The sequence below is a fragment of the Campylobacteraceae bacterium genome, from assembly GCA_013215945.1.
GTDB lineage: Bacteria > Campylobacterota > Campylobacteria > Campylobacterales > Arcobacteraceae > NORP36.
This window is the reverse complement of the sequence record JABSOM010000001.1, coordinates 288,260-307,049: the sequence shown is the minus strand read 5'-3', so window position 1 is coordinate 307,049 and position 18,790 is coordinate 288,260. Positions and strand designations below refer to the sequence as shown.

The 18,790-nt window shown below is 28.3% G+C and carries 19 protein-coding genes and 1 riboswitch; of the genes, 15 read left to right on the top strand and 4 right to left on the bottom strand.

Annotated features, from left to right (window positions below; genetic code table 11):
* Window positions 1–3 precede the first annotated feature (3 nt).
* On the bottom strand, window positions 4–1,485 hold the full coding sequence (locus HRT41_01435) for a hypothetical protein (protein ID NQY22673.1): 1,482 nt from the start codon (window positions 1,483–1,485) through the stop codon (window positions 4–6).
* Between the two features lie 427 nt (window positions 1,486–1,912).
* Between HRT41_01435 and HRT41_01430 the strand changes: the two genes are divergently transcribed.
* The 8 genes from HRT41_01430 (at window position 1,913) to thiH (ending at window position 12,435) form a co-directional block, all read left to right on the top strand.
* Window positions 1,913–3,253 (top strand): sensor domain-containing diguanylate cyclase, encoded by a 1,341-nt coding sequence (locus HRT41_01430; protein NQY22672.1) that lies wholly within the window; start codon window positions 1,913–1,915, stop codon window positions 3,251–3,253.
* An 86-nt stretch (window positions 3,254–3,339) separates the two neighbouring features.
* On the top strand, window positions 3,340–3,717 hold the full coding sequence (locus tag HRT41_01425; GenBank protein NQY22671.1) for a group III truncated hemoglobin: 378 nt from the start codon (window positions 3,340–3,342) through the stop codon (window positions 3,715–3,717).
* Between the two features lie 86 nt (window positions 3,718–3,803).
* Window positions 3,804–4,253: a GyrI-like domain-containing protein gene (locus tag HRT41_01420; GenBank protein ID NQY22670.1), complete on the top strand. Its 450-nt coding sequence runs from the start codon at window positions 3,804–3,806 to the stop codon at window positions 4,251–4,253.
* 332 nt (window positions 4,254–4,585) lie between these two features.
* Window positions 4,586–6,760 (top strand): hypothetical protein, encoded by a 2,175-nt coding sequence (locus tag HRT41_01415; GenBank protein ID NQY22669.1) that lies wholly within the window; start codon window positions 4,586–4,588, stop codon window positions 6,758–6,760.
* A 47-nt stretch (window positions 6,761–6,807) separates the two neighbouring features.
* Window positions 6,808–8,385, top strand: coding sequence for a SagB family peptide dehydrogenase (locus HRT41_01410; GenBank protein ID NQY22668.1), 1,578 nt, complete (start codon window positions 6,808–6,810; stop codon window positions 8,383–8,385).
* Window positions 8,386–8,546: 161 nt separating this feature from the next.
* A riboswitch (TPP riboswitch) is annotated at window positions 8,547–8,661 on the top strand.
* Complete coding sequence (gene thiC, locus HRT41_01405) at window positions 8,658–10,526, top strand: phosphomethylpyrimidine synthase ThiC (protein NQY22667.1); 1,869 nt, start codon at window positions 8,658–8,660, stop codon at window positions 10,524–10,526. It overlaps the preceding riboswitch by 4 nt.
* An 18-nt stretch (window positions 10,527–10,544) precedes the next feature.
* Window positions 10,545–11,315: a thiazole synthase gene (locus tag HRT41_01400; GenBank protein NQY22666.1), complete on the top strand. Its 771-nt coding sequence runs from the start codon at window positions 10,545–10,547 to the stop codon at window positions 11,313–11,315.
* Window positions 11,308–12,435, top strand: coding sequence for a 2-iminoacetate synthase ThiH (thiH, locus tag HRT41_01395; GenBank protein ID NQY22665.1), 1,128 nt, complete (start codon window positions 11,308–11,310; stop codon window positions 12,433–12,435). The genes HRT41_01400 and thiH overlap by 8 nt, the downstream gene beginning before the upstream one ends.
* A 64-nt stretch (window positions 12,436–12,499) precedes the next feature.
* Here thiH and HRT41_01390 read toward each other — a convergent pair whose 3' ends face one another.
* Both HRT41_01390 and HRT41_01385 read right to left on the bottom strand, forming a co-directional pair.
* Complete coding sequence (locus tag HRT41_01390) at window positions 12,500–12,790, bottom strand: antibiotic biosynthesis monooxygenase (protein ID NQY22664.1); 291 nt, start codon at window positions 12,788–12,790, stop codon at window positions 12,500–12,502.
* Window positions 12,791–12,858: 68 nt separating this feature from the next.
* Entirely contained in the window at window positions 12,859–13,716 is an 858-nt protein-coding gene (locus tag HRT41_01385; protein ID NQY22663.1) for a helix-turn-helix transcriptional regulator, read from the bottom strand.
* A gap of 209 nt (window positions 13,717–13,925) precedes the next feature.
* Here HRT41_01385 and HRT41_01380 point away from each other — a divergent pair, with 209 nt between their 5' ends.
* The 4 genes from HRT41_01380 to HRT41_01365 are packed head-to-tail and all read left to right on the top strand — an operon-like array spanning window position 13,926 to window position 16,247.
* The gene (locus HRT41_01380; GenBank protein NQY22662.1) at window positions 13,926–14,345 is read left to right on the top strand and encodes a hypothetical protein; all 420 of its coding nucleotides are present in this window, start codon (window positions 13,926–13,928) and stop codon (window positions 14,343–14,345) included.
* Between the two features lies 1 nt (window position 14,346).
* On the top strand, window positions 14,347–14,589 hold the full coding sequence (locus tag HRT41_01375; protein ID NQY22661.1) for a hypothetical protein: 243 nt from the start codon (window positions 14,347–14,349) through the stop codon (window positions 14,587–14,589).
* 1 nt (window position 14,590) lies between these two features.
* Complete coding sequence (locus tag HRT41_01370) at window positions 14,591–15,223, top strand: response regulator transcription factor (protein NQY22660.1); 633 nt, start codon at window positions 14,591–14,593, stop codon at window positions 15,221–15,223.
* On the top strand, window positions 15,210–16,247 hold the full coding sequence (locus HRT41_01365; GenBank protein ID NQY22659.1) for a HAMP domain-containing histidine kinase: 1,038 nt from the start codon (window positions 15,210–15,212) through the stop codon (window positions 16,245–16,247). Before HRT41_01370 ends, HRT41_01365 begins: the two co-directional genes overlap by 14 nt.
* Before the next feature lie 50 nt (window positions 16,248–16,297).
* Here the strand turns inward: HRT41_01365 and HRT41_01360 are convergent, their stop codons facing one another.
* On the bottom strand, window positions 16,298–16,546 hold the full coding sequence (locus tag HRT41_01360; protein NQY22658.1) for a hypothetical protein: 249 nt from the start codon (window positions 16,544–16,546) through the stop codon (window positions 16,298–16,300).
* A gap of 143 nt (window positions 16,547–16,689) precedes the next feature.
* On the opposite strand from HRT41_01360, the gene HRT41_01355 reads away from it, so the two are divergent.
* The 3 genes from HRT41_01355 to rpsG all read left to right on the top strand — a co-directional run bounded on the left by HRT41_01355 (window position 16,690) and on the right by rpsG (window position 18,784).
* A complete protein-coding gene (locus HRT41_01355; GenBank protein NQY22657.1) occupies window positions 16,690–17,646 on the top strand; it encodes a hypothetical protein in 957 nt (318 codons plus the stop codon).
* Between the two features lie 280 nt (window positions 17,647–17,926).
* Window positions 17,927–18,304, top strand: a complete 378-nt coding sequence (locus HRT41_01350) for a 30S ribosomal protein S12 (protein ID NQY22656.1) — start codon at window positions 17,927–17,929, stop codon at window positions 18,302–18,304.
* Between the two features lie 12 nt (window positions 18,305–18,316).
* Window positions 18,317–18,784: a 30S ribosomal protein S7 gene (gene rpsG / locus HRT41_01345; GenBank protein NQY22655.1), complete on the top strand. Its 468-nt coding sequence runs from the start codon at window positions 18,317–18,319 to the stop codon at window positions 18,782–18,784.
* Window positions 18,785–18,790 lie beyond the last annotated feature (6 nt).

Below are 18,790 nucleotides of genomic sequence, written 5' to 3'. Positions count from 1 at the left end.
TTATCAGCTTTGAACTTCTTTTTTTGTATCGTTTAGGGGAATAGAAATAACAAATCTTGCGCCTTTATCTTCATTGTTTACCTGAAGACTTCCTTCCATATTTTGCTCAATAATTATTTTACACATATATAAACCTAAACCTGTAGCATTTTTTTCACCCTTAGTAGAAAAATAAGGTTCAAAAATTCTTGCTAATAGTTTAGATGGAATTCCTCCTGCATTATCTTGTACAGTGATTTCAATATGCTGTTTAATTTCTTTTATATCAATAGATATTTGTGCATAAGAGATATCTTTTTTTTCAGCAAAAGCATCCTTTGCATTGACTAATAAATTAACAATTACTTGTGAAAGTTCATTTTTAAAACCCAGAATTTTGTTTTCATTTTTTAAAAAGTCTTTTTTAATATGTATTTCATTATAAATAAGGGTATCGTTTAATAAATTAATGGATTCGTTAATAACTTCAGAAACTAAAAACTCTTTTTTTTCTTTATTAAGTTTAAAAAAGTTTCTAAAATCATCTATTGTTGAGGACATACTTTGGGCAATTTGATTGCTTCTTTTTATTTGTGAATCAATAAATTCTTTATTGAGTTTACCCATATGATAGGCCAAGTGAATATTTTGTGTAATAGTATTCATAGCACTTAATGGCTGTCTCCATTGATGTGCAATCATAGCAATCATATTCCCCATATCTGCATGTCGTGATTTCTGTATTAAAAATTGTTCTTGTTCTTTTCTTCTATTCACTTCTGTTTGTACTTTTTTCTCTAAATTAATTTTATTTTCTTCCAATAAAAAAAGTTGTTTGGAAATTTTATTTCCCATTGTATTTAAAACTTTAATTAAAGGTTCAAATTCTTTGACACCAATATTTAAGTTTGTATTGTAATTTCCTTTTCCAAATTCAACGGTAGCATTTATTAATGCATTTAGAGGTGTTTTAAGAAGTATTTTTGAAACAACAAGGGTTACTAAACTTATTGTAATTAGAGTAACTAATAACAAAAATATATTGGTAAATAAAATGGAATACAAGTGTTTATTTAATTCATCTTTTGAAAAAGATATTTCAATTCTTCCAATCGTTTCATTGTCAAAATAGCCCGCTTCATTGTAGATTATTTGTTTTTTATATAAACTTATATCTTGGGCATCATTTTTTTTATAAGAGTACAAGGGTATGTTTTTTTCATTGTATATATTCAAAGAACTAACCGTTGAATCAATAGCGAAAGCTTTAGCAATTGAAGCAATAGAATATTCATCTAAATTCCAAATGGGGTAAGCAAGGGTCGCTGAAAGCTGTTTCATGGAAAGACGGTTTTTTTCATCAAATTGAACAAGTGCTGTATTTTTATTAAAAGAATAAAGGGTTAAGGTAGAAAAGGAAAAAACTATTGAAACTCCAATGATTAAAATAAAAGACAAACGTTTTGATAAAGATTTATTAACATTTGTTATTTTGTTTTTTTTCATATATTTTCCTAAGATTCCTAAGATTACAAATAATTTATTTAATTAGTATTATATAAAAATCAATATTATATAAAAGACAGTATATTAAAATAGTTATTAAAGTTAAAATAATTTGTTATTTAAGTATTTTTAGCTACTATTACACATATAAGTAGTATCAAAGTAGTGTTTGTTTCTTGTGTGGAAATTAATAGAAATATATCACTTCGATATTTTGTAATAAATGTAAAACTAAATAAGTATAATAAGTAAAATAAGCCAAAAATAGGCTTTTATCTCTGACTTCAATAATAAAAAGAAAGTGTAATTTTAATGATAAAATTTTCTAAGATAAACCTAAAGTTTTTAAAAATATCTTTTTTAAATACCTTTAGCAAGATAATTGTTACTGTAAAAAAATCCTCTTTAATTCTTAATGTTTAACAAAATGTACAAAACACTCCTTGAGAATCAACCTTACGCTATGGCACTTTTTGATAACAAAGGAAAGTGCCTATTTTTCAATAAAAAAGAATTGGAATTTAGAAATATAAAAGAAAAAGAAATAATACATCTTTTTGATAATTTTGATCAAAATGAAGTTTTTATATTAAAGCGTTGCCTTGCATTTGCCCAAAATAAGAAAAAAGAAGTTTTTTTTGAATATGAAAGAAATGAGATGCATTATCAGCTAAGAATGATGGAAGATGATAAACAAAATTTAGTAACCACGAGTCGAAATATATCAAAAGAAAAAATACTTGAAAAAGAAGTTAAAGAAGAAAAAGAAAATATTAAACGTTTTACGGATGCAATTAAAGGGGCAAATATAGGTTTTTGGGATTTTTTTCCACAAGAGAATAAAATTTTTGTTAATGAAACCTGGTTAACACAAAAAAAATACGATAGTGCCACTTTTAGAAAAGATGACGATATTTTTTCTGAACTGTTAAATGGTTTCGATTTTATAATGGGATTAATACATCCCGAAGATATTGAAAAAACAAAAACACTAATTTCTAAGCACTTAAAAGGTGAGAGTACTCTTTATGAAGCTGAATTTAGAATTAAATGTGCTGATGGTACATGGAAATGGATTTATGATTTGGGAAAAGTATTTCAAGTTGATGATGAAGGCTCTTCTTTAAGAATGAATGGTGTTCATATTGATATTACAAATATAAAAGAATTACAGCTCACTTTGGAAGATAGAAGTAAAGAATTAATTCTAGCCAATGAAAAACTAAAAATTTCAATTGAAGAAGTTCAAAACTTAAAAGAAAAATATGAAATTAAAAGTAAATTGGATTCACTTACTGAAATTTATAATAAAGATTATTTCATGCAACTTGCATTGAAACAAATGGATATTGCAAATCGATACAAACAGACATTTTCTATCCTTTTTCTTGATTTAGATAATTTTAAAAAGATTAATGACAATTATGGACATTTAATGGGAGACGTTGTTTTAAAAGAAGTGGTAAAAAGAGTTAAAGCATGTATACGAAACTCAGATATATTTGCACGTTTTGGAGGAGAAGAGTTTATACTTTTACTGCCTTATACAGGAAAAGATGATGCCTTTTTATTGGCAGAGAGAATAAGAATTTATATTTGCAGTCAAGCTATAATAATCAATGATCTTGAAATTTCTGTTAGTACAAGTATTGGTCTTTCTTCTAATACTAACAAATGTAAATTAGAAGAGCTTATTAAAAAAGCAGATCACGCTTTATACAATGCTAAAAATAATGGGCGTAATACCACGAAAATTTGCAGCATATAAAATATTCGTCTTTTATCTTGATTTCGCTCATTGTTTTTATTAGAAATTTATTTTATTCTAGGATGAATAATTATAAAGAGAGAATAATGTTAGAAAATGAAATTACAAAAGATAATACCAGCTTATTAGTTATGCGTTTTTACACAAAAGTATTAAAAGATGAAGCTATTTCTTCCTTTTTTATTGAAAAACTAGGGGCGGATATGAAGAATACTCTATGGCAAAAACATATCCTTTTACTGAGTGATTTTTGGTATACTATTTCTTTAGGAAAAGGTGATTACAGGGGGAATCCTTTTGGCCCGCATCTTCAAATTGAAGGTTTAAAAAGAGAGTCTTTTGAATCATGGCTTAAACTATTTTTTTTAACAGTTGATAATATATATACGCAAGAGATAGCTTTAAAGTTTAAAGAAAAAAGTACAATAATAGCTGGGAATTTTATGAGAAATTTACGCTTATAAATAAGGAAATAATCTTACTTTTATGTGCATTTTATATTTATATAACTTATAATTTAATATAATAAAAAATAAAAGTGAGGATATACATGAAAACACATAGAATTAAAAGATTAATCTTATCAGGCCTTAGTACTGTTACTAATAATAGCCATGAATTTGAAAACTCTCCTGGAAAAATCGAGACGCTTTGGGCTGATTATGTTGAAACAAAAACGTATTCAAAAACATTTAATACCACTAAAGAACATCATATGTATGGAGTATATTCTGAATATACGAATGGAAAAGATGGGGATTATAAAGTTACGGTTGCAGTTGAAGTTAGTAAAAACAAAAATGCTATTTTAATTGAGAATCAAAAATACTTGGTTTTTAAAAATCAAGGAGAATTGCCTCAAATTGTTATTGATACGTGGGCACAGGTTTGGGAATATTTTGCAGATGATAATTCAGAGTTTAAAAGATCATTTTCAATTGATTTTGAAAAATATTTAGAAAATGATGAGATTGAACTGTATATATCAATAGAAGGATAAGTCTTAAATAAAATGTCATCGCTGGGTGGCATTTTTGCTTATTTTCACAATCTCATCAAATAAATAATTTTCTACTCTTTAATTTTATCAAAATATCTTAAAATAATTTACAATAATATTAATTTGGTAAACTATCTTTTACCTGCCTATTTATAGTATTTAAAAGAAAGGTAAAATCCTTTTTAAGTCATTTCTATTTGTTATTATAAGAAAAAATAAAGCAAATCAATATGAGAAATATAGAAATAGGTGTATTAAATAATAAACGTATTTTTGTGTTCACTTTTTAAGTGCATGTGTTAAATATTACTTGTTTTAGAAAAAGGTAAGACATGTTAATAGCTAGAAAATCCAATATTCTTTTAATTTCTTTTGTCTGTATTTTGCTTTTTAATCTTATTGCTTCAAGAATGAATACTTCAAATATTGAAGCTTCAAATGCTCAATTAGTAGAGAAACAAAATGCTAGTATTTCTTTTTTGGATTTGAAATATTCCTTAAAATCACTGCAAGAAATTGCACTTAATATTGCATTATTTGGTGAAGAAAAAGTTCTTAAGGATTTAAGAAAAGAAAAGAATATTTACGTAAATATTGTAAAAAGAATAGAAAAAACTTCTTTAAATACACAAGAACAACGTGAACTAAAACAAATCAAAAAACGCTTTGTAACATACTTTGAAGCCTTGAAAACTATGTCTCAAGCAGGTATTATAAAAGCGCAGTCGCTTGTTTTAGAAAATAAATACTCAGAAATATACAATATGGCAATACAAAATTTAAAAGATGAACTGTCTTTGTTAGATGTTTTGAACCCAAGTGAAGTCAATAAAATCAACAACAGTATTATACAAACTCAAGAAGTCATAAGTGAAGCGATTGATTTATCAGATAGTGATGGTATTGAAATTATAAAAATCAGGTTTTTAAAGAAAATTAGAAAAATAAAAAAGAATGTATTGTTTGGAAAAGAAAAAATACAAACAATTGAAGATTTTTATATTGAGTTTTTTGATGCTGGCCTTAAGATGGCAAATGCCTCAATTTTAGTGAGTAAAAACAATCAAAAAGTTAAAGAGAGTTTTTTAACAGTAAAAAACATTTCTTTAGAATATGAAAAAAACATTTCAAATATTGCGTCAAATTTGCTAAAAGAACTAAAATATCTATCAAAACAAAATAAACAAAGCATAAAGTCTATGGAATATATAAGCATGATATCTGTTTTATTAATTGCTCTGGGAGTTGTTTTTTTGTATATAAGCTTAAAATCTATTGTACGTTCTTTAGAGAAATTTCAAGGTGGGCTTATGGGCTTTTTCAAATATTTAAACAAAGAAGAAGAACAGGCACCTTTATTAGAGGATAAAGGGAAAGATGAAATTGCTTTAATGTCTGTTCTTGTGAATGAGAATATTCTAAAAACACAAAATATAATACGCAGTGATGCTGCGTTCATTGAAGATGTAAAACGTGTAGTTAAATCAGTTCAAGGTGGATTATTAGTAGAAAAAATAGAAAAAACTAGCCAAAATGAAGCATTAGAAGAGCTAAAAGTTATTTTTAATGAGATGTTAGAAGAAATAAAAAATAAAGTGACTGATGATATTAATCAATTAGATCTAGCCTTTAATAAGTTTAATGCCTTGGATTTTACGTATAGAATAAAAGACGCTAAAGGGAATACTTCTTTGGGCCTAAACAATTTAGCAAATACTATTAATACCATGTTATACTCAAATAAAAAAATAGGTATGACCTTACAAAAAAGTTCACAAATACTTTTAGGAAATGTAGACAGTTTAAATAATGCCTCTATTACGACGGCTGCATCTCTAGAAGAAACCGCGGCTGCCTTAGAGGAAATAACAGCAGCTATGATTAATAATTCAACGAATATCAATAAAATGTCTTCTTATTCTCAAAAATTATTACTTTCTTCTACTGAAGGAAAAAACCTTGCTTATGAAACTTCAAATGCAATGAATGACATCAATACACAAGTAAGTGATATTAATGAAGCCATTGGTATTATTGATCAAATCGCATTTCAAACAAATATTTTGTCCTTAAATGCTGCTGTGGAAGCAGCAACAGCAGGGGAAGCTGGAAAGGGTTTTGCAGTAGTAGCACAAGAAGTAAGAAACCTTGCTACTAGATCAGCAGAAGCAGCCAATGAAATCAAAGCTTTAGTAGAAAAAGCAACTAAAAAAGCACAAGAAGGTAAAAAAATATCAGGAAAAATGATTGATGGATATGATTCTTTGAGTAAAAATGTTTCTTTAAATGCAGATATTATTGAAGAAATTGTTTTAACAACCAAAGAACAACAAGGTGGTATTGAACAAATAAATGATGCCATTAGTAAACTAGATTTACAAACACAAAACAATGCCACCGTAGCTTCAAAAACCAAAAGTATTGCAAATGATACGTATGAGGTAGCAGTTTCTATTGTAAAAGATGCCAATGGTAAAAACTTTATAGGCAAAGATGAATTAAATTAAGTGCATAAAATAATATTCACTTAAATAATATGTGATACTATTGCTTTATGAATAATAATTTACAAACAGTACATATGTACCACCAAGAAACAAAACATTTTGCGCATAAATATGCACGATCTTTAGGTTATATGGATTGGGAAACTCAACCCAATCCTTACCGCTCGTATGAGGGTACAAAAAAAACACCCTTACCTTTGGCTTTTAACAAAGTAACTCCTTCTTATATTGATATATTTACTAACAATAAAAAGAAAGAAAACATCAAAGAATTAAGTCTTGAGAATATTTCACAGTTTTTCCAATTCTCGCTTGGTCTTGCAGCCATAAAAGAATACGGTTCCCAATCCTGGGCACTTAGATGTAATGCTTCAAGCGGAAATTTACAACCCAGTGAAGCTTATATTATTTCACAAGATATAGAAGGAATTGATGATGGTTTACATCATTATGCTCCTAAAGAGCACCACTTAGAGCGAATAAGTTTGGCCAAAAGTGATTTATCTTTGCCTTCGAATACATTTGTAGTACTTTTGTCATCTATTGTTTGGAGAGAAGCTTGGAAATATGGGGAAAGGGCTTGGAGATATACTCAATTAGATTGTGGACATGCTCTAAAAGCTTTAGAAATTTCTGCTTTGATGTTGGGCTGGGAAATAGAGTTTATACCAAGCTGCGACAAGGATTTGAATAGTTTACTTGGTTTTGATCAAAAAGAACGTTTTATTAAAGAAGAAAGAGAAGTAGCTGATATGTTATTATTAGTACGCTTATCTGATAAATCAAAGAATAATACACTTGATATAAAAAATTTACAAAATGCCTTAACTATGGATTATGAAGGGCAAGTAAATTGTTTGTCTGCTTCTTGGCATGAATGGGATATTTTAGAAAAAATTGAAGATGCTTCTGTAAATAATGAACTTCATAATAAAGAAAACGTTCTTTTTAAATATGAAAACACACTTTTGCGAGAAAAGACTTATGAGTCAAAAGACATTGTTTTATTAAGACGTTCAGCACAAGTAATGGATGAACACGATAGTAATATTTCAAAATCTGATTTTGAAACTATTTTAGCTTCTGTAAAAGCGAAGAATGCTTCTGTTCATTTAGCTATATTCGTACATGATGTACAAGGTTATGAGAGTGGTTTATATTTGCTTTTACGAAATACTTCGCATAAAGATAAACTACAAATGTTATGTAAGAGTGAGTTTTTATGGCAAGAAATCAAAACGGAAGCAGGAAATTTGTATTTATTGCAAAAAGGAGATTTTAAAGCCAAAGCTAAATTAATTTCTTGTAATCAAGATATTGCAGCCCATAGTGCTTTTTCTTTAGGTATGTTAGTAGAATTTTCTTCACAACTTCTTGAGCATGGAGAATCAAGGTATAAACAATTGTATTGGGAATGTGGAGCTCTTGGACAACAACTTTATTTAGAAACAACATCTTTGAATTTAAGCGCGACAGGAATTGGTTGTTTCTTGGATGATTTAATGCATGAAACGCTGGGACTTAAAGGCGATAGTTTTCAAAGTCTGTATCATTTCACCATTGGAAAAGGTTTAATTGATGAGCGTTTATCTACTTTGAAACCCTATCAAAATCAAATAAATTAAGATAAATAATATTTTTAAAGCAAAAAAACTTGCTTTAAAAATATCCATATAAAAGTGTTTATTAGAAACACTAATGATTCTTAATCTTATACTAAATCGCTTCTAATAATACTTTTAAGCTTATTTTTTGATTTCCTTTGTATACTCACGGAATATTTTATCATTGTTGTTGGGGGTGCCGTAAAAAGCTGAGATAATACCCTAAGAAGTCCTTAATCTGGCTTCATTGAACCTGATCCCGGTAATGCGGGCGTAGGAAAAGGAGATTACAAATGAGTGTAGTACTGCAAATTCTAGAAAAAATCGATTCTTCGTATATAGAAAATTTACCAAATTCAAAAAAGTTTTATGTTGAGGGCTCACGTCCTGATATTCAAGTACCTATGAGAGAAATAACGCTTCATGATACTGAACATTCAGATAAAAGTATTGAAAAAAACCCACCTTTATATGTTTATGATACTACTGGACCTTATACTGATCCTGATGTAAAGATTGACTTACATAAAGGATTAAAACCTTTAAGAGAAAAATGGATTAATGAAAGAAATGATTCCTGTCAATTAGAAGACTTTACTTCTGATTATTTTCATAAACGTAGAGATAAAAGTGATTTAGATACGCTTAGATTTCCAAATTTGCGAAAACCAAGACGTGCGTTAAAAGGTAAAAACGTATCTCAAATGCATTATGCAAGACAGGGTATTATTACTCCTGAAATGGAATATGTAGCCATTAGAGAAAACTGTAAATCAGAATTTTATAAAAATGATAAACTACTTTCTTCACAGCATAAAGGGGAAAGTTTTGGTGCAAATATGCCTACTTATTATACTCCTGAGTTTGTACGATCTGAAATAGCTGCTGGACGTGCTATTATTCCTGCTAATATTAATCATCCTGAAGTTGAGCCTATGATTATTGGGCGTAACTTTATGGTTAAAATTAATGCAAATATTGGAAATTCTGCAACTACTTCTGGAATTGAAGAAGAAGTTGGAAAAATGATTTGGGCTACTAGATGGGGTGGCGATAATGTTATGGATTTATCAACTGGAAAAAACATTCATGAAACAAGAGAGTGGATTGTAAGAAACTCGAGCGTTCCTATTGGAACGGTTCCTATTTATCAAGCTTTAGAAAAAGTAAAAGGTGTGGCTGAAGATTTAACATGGGAAGTTTATAGAGATACATTAATTGAACAAGCTGAGCAGGGTGTGGATTATTTTACTATTCATGCAGGAGTAAGATTAGCTTATGTTCCTATGACTGCTAATAGATTAACAGGAATTGTTTCAAGAGGTGGGGCAATTATGGCTAAGTGGTGTTTACATCACCATGAAGAGAGTTTTTTATACACACATTTTATAGAAATTTGTGAAATTATGAAAGCTTATGATGTTTCTTTCTCTCTTGGAGATGGTTTACGTCCTGGTTCATTATACGATGCAAATGATGAAGCACAATTTGCAGAACTAGAAACGCTGGGTGAGCTTACAAAAATTGCTTGGGAGCACGATGTTCAAGTGATGATTGAAGGGCCAGGTCATGTTCCTATGAATAAAATCAAAGAAAATATGGAAAAAGAATTGGACGAGTGTTTTGAAGCTCCTTTTTATACACTTGGCCCCCTAACTACAGATATTGCTCCTGGTTATGATCATATTACTTCAGCAATTGGTGCTGCTCAAATTGGTTGGTATGGTACAGCAATGCTTTGTTATGTAACTCCTAAAGAACATTTAGGCTTACCTAATAAAGAAGATGTAAAAGAAGGTATAATTACGTATAAAATTGCAGCACATGCAGCAGATTTAGCAAAAGGTTTTGCAGGAGCTCAAATTAGAGACAATGCTATGAGTAAAGCAAGATTTGAATTTAGATGGTATGATCAATTTAATATTGGTTTTGATCCTACACGAGCACGTGAATATCATGATGAAACTTTGCCGGTTGAATCTGCAAAAGTTGCTCATTTTTGTTCTATGTGTGGACCTAAGTTTTGTTCAATGAAAATTTCACAAGATGTAAAAGATTATGCAAAAAAAATTGGTGAAAAAAATATGAATAAAGCGATTGAAGTTGGTATGAAAGAACAGTCAAATAACTTTATATCTTCTGGTAGTCAACTTTACAAATAATATTAAATAGGAAGAACAATGCAAGATACACTAATATTAGGTGGAATAGAATTTACAAACAGATTATTCACGGGAACTGGAAAGTTCCCTGATAAAAATGTGATACCTAAGATTTTAAAATCTTCTTCTTCGCAGATGATAACAGTAGCATTAAGAAGAGTAGATACACAAGCACAAGAAGAAAATATTTTGAATTATATTTCAAAAGATATTGTTATTTTACCCAATACTTCAGGGGCAAGAAATGCAGATGAAGCCGTGCTTTTAGCGCGACTTGCAAGGGAAGCAGGGTGTGGGGATTTTATTAAAATTGAAGTAATTAATGACAATAAATATCTTTTTCCTGATAATGAAGAAACAATAAAAGCTACTAAAATACTTGCAGCGGAAGGTTTTATTGTTTTACCTTATATGATGCCTGATTTAATAGCTGCACGAAAACTTAAAGAGGCTGGGGCTGCTGCTATCATGCCTTTAGGATCGCCAATTGGCTCAAATTTAGGAATGCAAACTATTGATATGATTAAAATTTTAATTGAGAATATTGACTTGCCTATTATTGTTGATGCGGGTATTGGAAAACCTTCTCAAGCTGCACAAGCTATGGAAATAGGAGCAGATGCTGTCTTGGTTAATTCTGCTATTTCAAATGCAGGTAATCCTGAAATGATGGCAGAAGCTTTTGATATGGCTGTAAAAGCAGGGCGAATGGCATATTTAAGTAAAATGGCCCAAGAAAATGAACATGCCCAAGCAAGTTCTCCTTTAACAGGATTTTTAAATGCTTAATGTTCAAGCCTATGATAATTTCTCTGATATATTATTGGCTTATGAAAATTTTGATTATGAAAAATATTTAAGCAAGGTTAGTACCAAAGACATTGAACTTTCTTTAAAAAAAGAACACTTAAATCAATATGACTTTTTAAATTTATTGAGTCCTAAGGCTTTTTCTTATATTGAAGAAATGGCAGAAATTTCTAAAAAACATAAATTAAGACATTTTGGAAAAGTAATACAATTGTATTTGCCTATTTATATTTCAAATTATTGTTCAAGTGATTGTTCGTATTGTGGTTTTTCAAAAAAGAACAGAATAGTTAGAAAACATTTAAGCGAAGAAGACCTAGAAAAAGAAGCCATAGAAATAGCAAAAAGTGGAATAAAACATATCTTAGTTCTAACAGGAGAAGCTTCCAAAAAAGCAGATATGAAGTATTTAAAGATGGCAGTAAGTGTACTTAAAAAATATTTCACATCTATTTCTATTGAAGTTTATCCTTTAGAAACACATGAATATAAAGAATTAAAAGACTTAGGCGTTGATGGTTTAACTATTTATCAAGAAGTTTATGACAAAGAGATATACAAAGAAGTACATACAAGCGGTGAAAAAACAAACTATACCTACAGATTAGATGCACCACAAAGAGGTGCTGATGCAGGTATTAGAGCACTTAATGTTGGCTGTTTATTTGGTCTTGGAAATATTTACTCTGAAGCTTTTTTATCTGCTTTGCATGCTAAGTATTTAATGGAAAAATATTTTGATGCTGAAATTTCTATTTCTATGCCTAGAATTAATAATGCAGCAGGAGATTTTACTCCCAAATTTAATATAAGCGACAAAACCTATGTACAGTTTATGTTAGCGTATAGATTGTATATGCCCAATATTGGAATGAATGTATCTACAAGAGAAGAAGCAAAATTTAGAGATAATTTAATTGATATTGCTGCTACTAAATTCTCCGCTGGATCTAAAACAGATGTTGGTGGATATACTGATGTTGATAAATCAACAGCACAGTTTGAAATTTCAGATGAACGTTCTGTAGAAGAAATATCTTCTATGATACGTGCAAGAGGTTATCAACCTATTTTTAAAGATTGGGAAATTATACGTTAAAACGTTTTAAAAGATAAATTTTTGAATGAACTAAAGAATAGAATAAACTATTCTTTAGTCTTACCTAAGAAGATAGATACATTTTGTTTACTTCAACAGCTTTGCTTAACCAACTTTCGTACTTTCTAAATACATCTTTTGTATATGTTTGCTCATAATGCAACATTAAAGCATGCTCATTAATCCATTCCTCATATAAATATAAGTACTGTTTATCATCATGTAAATGAAACTGTAAACAACCTTCTTCTTTTCTGGTTTTTTCTATTATATTTAAAAGTGCTTTTTTTGCATCTTGAAAATTTTCTGCTTTTGGTAAAACTTTAGCAAATAAAAATAGGTTTTTATTAATCATTATATATTCCTTGTATGAAGAATAATAATAGAAAGAAGAAGATAATAGTACAAGAAAAGTATCTATTTTTATAAGTTTTCTTGCCTAAATAAATAAGGTGTACTTTTGTAATATTTTTTAAACTGCCCAATAAACCAAGAAACGCTCGAATATCCGCAACTTGTAGCAATATCAGAAATAGAGGCATTGCTTGTTTTTAATAAGGTTTTTGCTTTTAGCAGGCGGTTCATATCTAACCATTCTTTTGGGTTTTTTAAATAAAGTTTTTGCATCTCTTTTCGTAAAGCAGTTTTACTTAATCCCGTAAGTTGGCACATTTGTGAGATATCATTTAAAATATCTACATTTGATTCCAGAATATACTGTACTCTTGAACTTTTTGTATTAACGATATTGTTCAAAAAAGCTAAAAAAGCATCTTTATTGTTTGATAAGGTATATAAAAAAAGTTCATGCGTTTTTAATTTTAGTAAAGCAACTTTATTTTGGAGTTTTTTTGTAAAATATTCATTAATAGTTTTAACGCAAGTGTCAAGAAAAATATCTTTTTTGATACAAATAACAGTTTCTTGTTTTGTTGTATTTATATTTAACTTATATTTTTTAATAAAATTTAAAACAAAATCGTCGTCAAAACATATTAAAATTGATTCATAGGTATTATTTGAACTAATGATTTCACTTATGAAATAATTATTTTGAGACAAAAAAAGAATTTGACTGTTATTTATATGTACATCATCCTCTAAATGAAGTACTTTTTCTCCTTTTATTAATAATATCATCATATGGCTAGTATTTCTTAAATAGAGTTTGTTTTTTTTGTGAAGTTTAGATTTGGATGCTATAAAAGTTCCCTCATTTATGAGCGTATAGGCATGTTTATTTTCAAGAAGATAAGAAGGTAATATTACATTTTGTATCAAATAATCTCCTAAATATTTTAATATTTTTATAATAGCAGTAAATACATTATTATGCACAATGTCTTTTTTTATTAGAAGTTTTGAAAAGTGTAAAAATCATTTTTTAATTCTTTAAAAATTTTTCTTTCTGCTGGTTTTACATAAAATAAAGTACTTTATTTGTATAATTATTCTCATTATTTATGATTTTTATAAAAAGGTACAAAAAAATGTCACTCATTAAAATTATTGTGATAAGTTTATTTTCTCTTGTGTTTATAACAGGCTGTGCTAATAAAAAAGAAAACATTACTTTAAAGAATACAAAAACAAAGAGCGAAAAAATTATTGTGGAGAAAAAAGTAGATAAAAATTGCAAAAACTATATTTTTTCTATGAAACATGCATCTTCTTATATTAAGAATGAATTTAATCAAGCATATTTTAAAAAAAATGATTTTTTGGGTGCGAAAGCCCAGTTGTTTTTAGTGAAAAATAATTCTTCTGGTATTTTTGCTAAGAATATTAATAAAGCAAATACTTCTTATGAAAAATATTTCACTTTGGCCGTAAAAAATAAATGTGATCTTGGATCTTTTAAGTTTTTGCCTCTTATTGTAATAGAAAATAAAATCAGTTTAGGTAAGTAGTATGAAAATAATTGTTTTTTCGCTCTTTTTTATAAGTGCAATATTTGCTATGAATCTTGATATTGATTCTTTAGCAGAGAAAGTAGTACAAGAAAAAAATACAAATAAAAAAGAACAATTCCTTGAGCAATTAAAAATAAAATTAGCAAAAGCCAATAAAGAAGCAAAAGAACTTGCTGCTGCTGTAATCAGAGAAAAAAGAAAACTCCCCTTATATATATTCAAAGAAAAAAGAAGTGAATAAAATGAAAATATTGCTTTTAGAAGATGATGCAATTCTTAGTGCAACTATTGTTCAAATTTTAGAAGAAGAAAATTATGATGTTACCTTAGCAAATGATGGGCAAGAAGTGCTGGAATTCACTTTTTTACATAAGTATGATTTGTATTTATTTGATATTAATGTACCTTTACTTAACGGTATGGATACACTTAAATTATTAAGGCAAGCCAATGATAATACCCCTACTTTTTTCCTTACGGCGCTAATTGATATGAAAGCAGTTTTGCAGGGTTTTAATTGTGGTTGTGATGATTATATAAAAAAGCCTTTTGATATGGATGAGTTTCTTATGCGCATAAAAGCGGTATTAAAACGTAAAAATCCTTTTCTTGTATATAAAGAGATATCTTTTGATTTATTAGAAAACAGAGTGTTTAAAAACAATGTTGAAGTGACCTTAGGGCAAGTTGAGAAGGATATTTTTGCTTTACTTCTTAAAAACAAGAATTTAACAATAGCTAAGAGTGATTTTTTTGATTATATGAATAAACCAAGTGATGCAGGCTTAAGAGTACTTATTAGTAAATTAAAAAAAGTGTTGAATTTAGATATCACTAATACAAAAGGAATAGGGTACAGACTTGAAGAAATATGAACGTAAATCTTTTTTAACCACTACCTTACTTTTTTTTATTCCCCTAAGTTTATTTGCATCTCTTGTTCTTTATATGTATTATGAAGACAAAATCAAAGATATGGAAGAGAATATTTTATATCAAATGAAGGATTATACCTTTGATTTTAAATCAAAACACTTTATATTGGATGTTATTGAAAACAAAGAAGATAAAAAACTGTTTAAAATTTATCATTGTAAAGAAGGACTTTGTGCTTATTTTAAAATGTCAACAGCTGCACCTTATTTATTAAAAGTGATTTATGAACAGAAAAATCTTGAAAAAAAACATTCTGTTTTTTTTATAAAAATGATTAAGTTTTCTTTGCTTTTATTTTCTTCTTTATTGTTTTTTTCAATGGCTTTTGCTTATTATTCAATGAAACCAATGAAAGAAGCCTTGTCTTTTTTGGAAGAATTTTTAAAAGACTTGATTCATGATTTAAATACACCTGCAACATCTATTTTATTAAATGCAAAACTATTAAAAAGGCGGGGTGATTTTGAGGAAATAGAGCGTATTGAATTGGCTGCTAAAACAATAGCTTCTTTATATAAAAACCTAGAGTTTATAAGTCCCCATAGTATTGATAAAAATGAGCAGGTTAACTTGGACGATATTATAAAAGAAAAAGTCAGCCTTTTTGAAAAACTTTATCCTAAAATAAAGATACAAATTAAATACAATACAAGTGAGTTAATTATACAAAGTAACAAAATAGCAATGCAGAGGATATTTGATAATATTATAAGTAATGCCTGCAAGTATAATGTTAAAAATGGAGAAGTGCACATTTTAATAGAAGAAAATAAAATATCAATACAAGACAGTGGTATTGGAATTAAAAATGTAAAAAAAGTTTTTGAACGTTATTATAAAGAGAATGAAACAGGACTTGGAATTGGAATGAGCATTGTAAAACAGTTATGTGCTATCTTAAAGATACGTATTTTGATAAGTAGTGAAATAAACAGTGGCACAAAAGTAGAACTTTTATTTTAAAAAGAATTACTTGCATAAATACAAGTGATTCTTTTTTCAGTTGATTGATTTTACGATTGAGCTGGAATTTGAATTAAAATTAATTTTTCTTTTATGACTTTTTGAGCTTCTTTTCTTTTACTTACACTCATATTCACTAATTTATTTTGAAGATCTTGTAACAAGATACTTTTTTCTTGTTTATTTTTTGTATTATTAATACTTTCAACTAACTCATTTATACTCTTTTTTGTACCTGCTGCATATAATCCAATGGCTGCTAATAACATTACTACTGCTAAACTTTTTCCTAATTTCATTTTAAATCCTTATTTTTATTATGTGACAGTATAAATTAAAAGCGTAAGTTAAGTATAAGTTCTAAGTAAAAAGAATAAGAAGTAAAGATAAAATACTTAAGTAAAATACAAATAATAATTGTTATTACAGTAAAGGAAGTGCTATGAAAACAATTTGCGCCTTTTTAATATTGGTACTTTTTCAATCCTTATTGTTTTCAGCTATTTTAGAAAAAAAACGAATTCTGTATATTGATTCCTATCACCTAAACTATGGTGCTAGTAACGATATAATTACGACCTTTATAAATACATTAAACAAAGCTAAGATAAATTTTGATTTAAAAATTATTAGAATGGATACCAAAAGAAATAAAAGTGAAGATTTTAAACAAAATGCAGCGATTAAAGCAAAAAGAGTTATTGAAAAGTATCAACCAGACCTTGTAATCGCAGCGGAAGACAATGCATCAAAATATTTAATTGTGCCTTATTATAAAAATTCGAAGCTGCCTTTTTTATTTATTGGAGTAAATGAAAGTGCAAAAGAGTATGGGTTTCCTTATGAAAATGTTACTGGACAAGTTGAAGTTACTTTAATAAAACCTTTGATCTCTTTATTAAAACAATATTCAAAAGGAAGCAGAATTGCTTATTTAAATGACAATACCTTAACCTCCCAAAAAACATCTTTATCTTTTGAAAAAAAACTGGGAGTAAAAATACAGAAATACTTTATTAATTCTAAAGAAGAATGGAAAGATGCTTTCCTTAAGATTCAAGAGACTTCTGATATTTTATTATTGGGATTAAATACTTTCAGTAATACAAAAAAAAATAAGGATATTGCTGCTTTTGTACTTAAAAATACAAAAATTATTACTGCATCTTGGGATAAGGGTAATACACAAATTTCTCTTATTGTTTATTCAAAAAATCCAAAAGAGTATGGAGAGTGGGCAGCTATTCAAGCTATTGAAATTTTAAATGGCAAAAAACTTTCTTTAATAAAAATAAGTGAAAATAAAAAAGGGAAAGTGTATATAAATGCACGCATAATGAAAAAACTTAAAATTCTTTTTCCTTTTGAACTCTTGGATAATTCTACAATAATAAAATGAATTGATATTAAGACTATAAATAAAGAGATTTTACTATACGTTCAGGATAACTTAAGATATAAATAAAAGATTAAGTTTTCCTTGGGTATAATCCATTTACTTTTTTAGAAAACACTACGTTTCTCTAGAATGGTAGTATCGTTTTGATTATACATGGGTATATGTCAAAGTCAACGAGAAGCTTGAACATTGCTTGAATTGTTCAAACCAAGAATAGAATAGAGAACATTACATATATAATATATTACTGTCATCTGTCCTATTAATTAAAAGGGAAAATATGCCTACTATTAATCAATTGATTAGAAAAGAGCGAAAAAAGATTGTTAAAAAATCTAAATCGCCAGCTTTAGAAAGTTGTCCACAAAGAAGAGGGGTTTGTACTAGAGTTTATACTACTACACCAAAAAAACCTAACTCGGCTTTAAGAAAAGTTGCAAAAGTTAGATTGACTTCAGGTTTTGAAGTTATTTCATATATCGGTGGAGAAGGTCATAACCTTCAAGAGCATTCAATTGTTTTAGTTCGTGGAGGTAGAGTTAAAGATTTACCTGGTGTTAAATATCACATTGTTCGTGGTGCTTTAGATACTGCTGGTGTTGCCGGAAGAACTGTTGCAAGATCAAAATACGGTACTAAAAAACCGAAAAAAAAGTAGAAGGATTATAAAATGAGAAGAAGAAAAGCTCCCGTTAGAGAAGTAATGGCTGATCCTATCTACAATAGTAAAGTGATCACTAAGTTTATTAATACAGTTATGTTAGATGGTAAAAAATCAACAGCACAAAAAATCATGTATGGTGCTATTGCCAATCTTGATACTAGAGGTGAAGAATCTGGTATTGAAGTATTTGAAAAAGCAATTGAAAATGTTAAACCACTTTTAGAAGTTAAATCTAGAAGAGTTGGTGGAGCTACTTATCAAGTGCCTGTTGAAGTTAGACCAGTACGAAGACAAACTTTATCTTTAAGATGGTTAGTTGACGCTGCTAGAAAAAGAAATGAAAGAACTATGGTTGAAAGACTTGCTAACGAATTATTCGAAGCAGCTAACGACAGAGGCGCATCATTCAAGAAAAAAGAAGATATGCATAGAATGGCAGAAGCTAATAAAGCATTTGCTCACTACAGATGGTAGGAATTT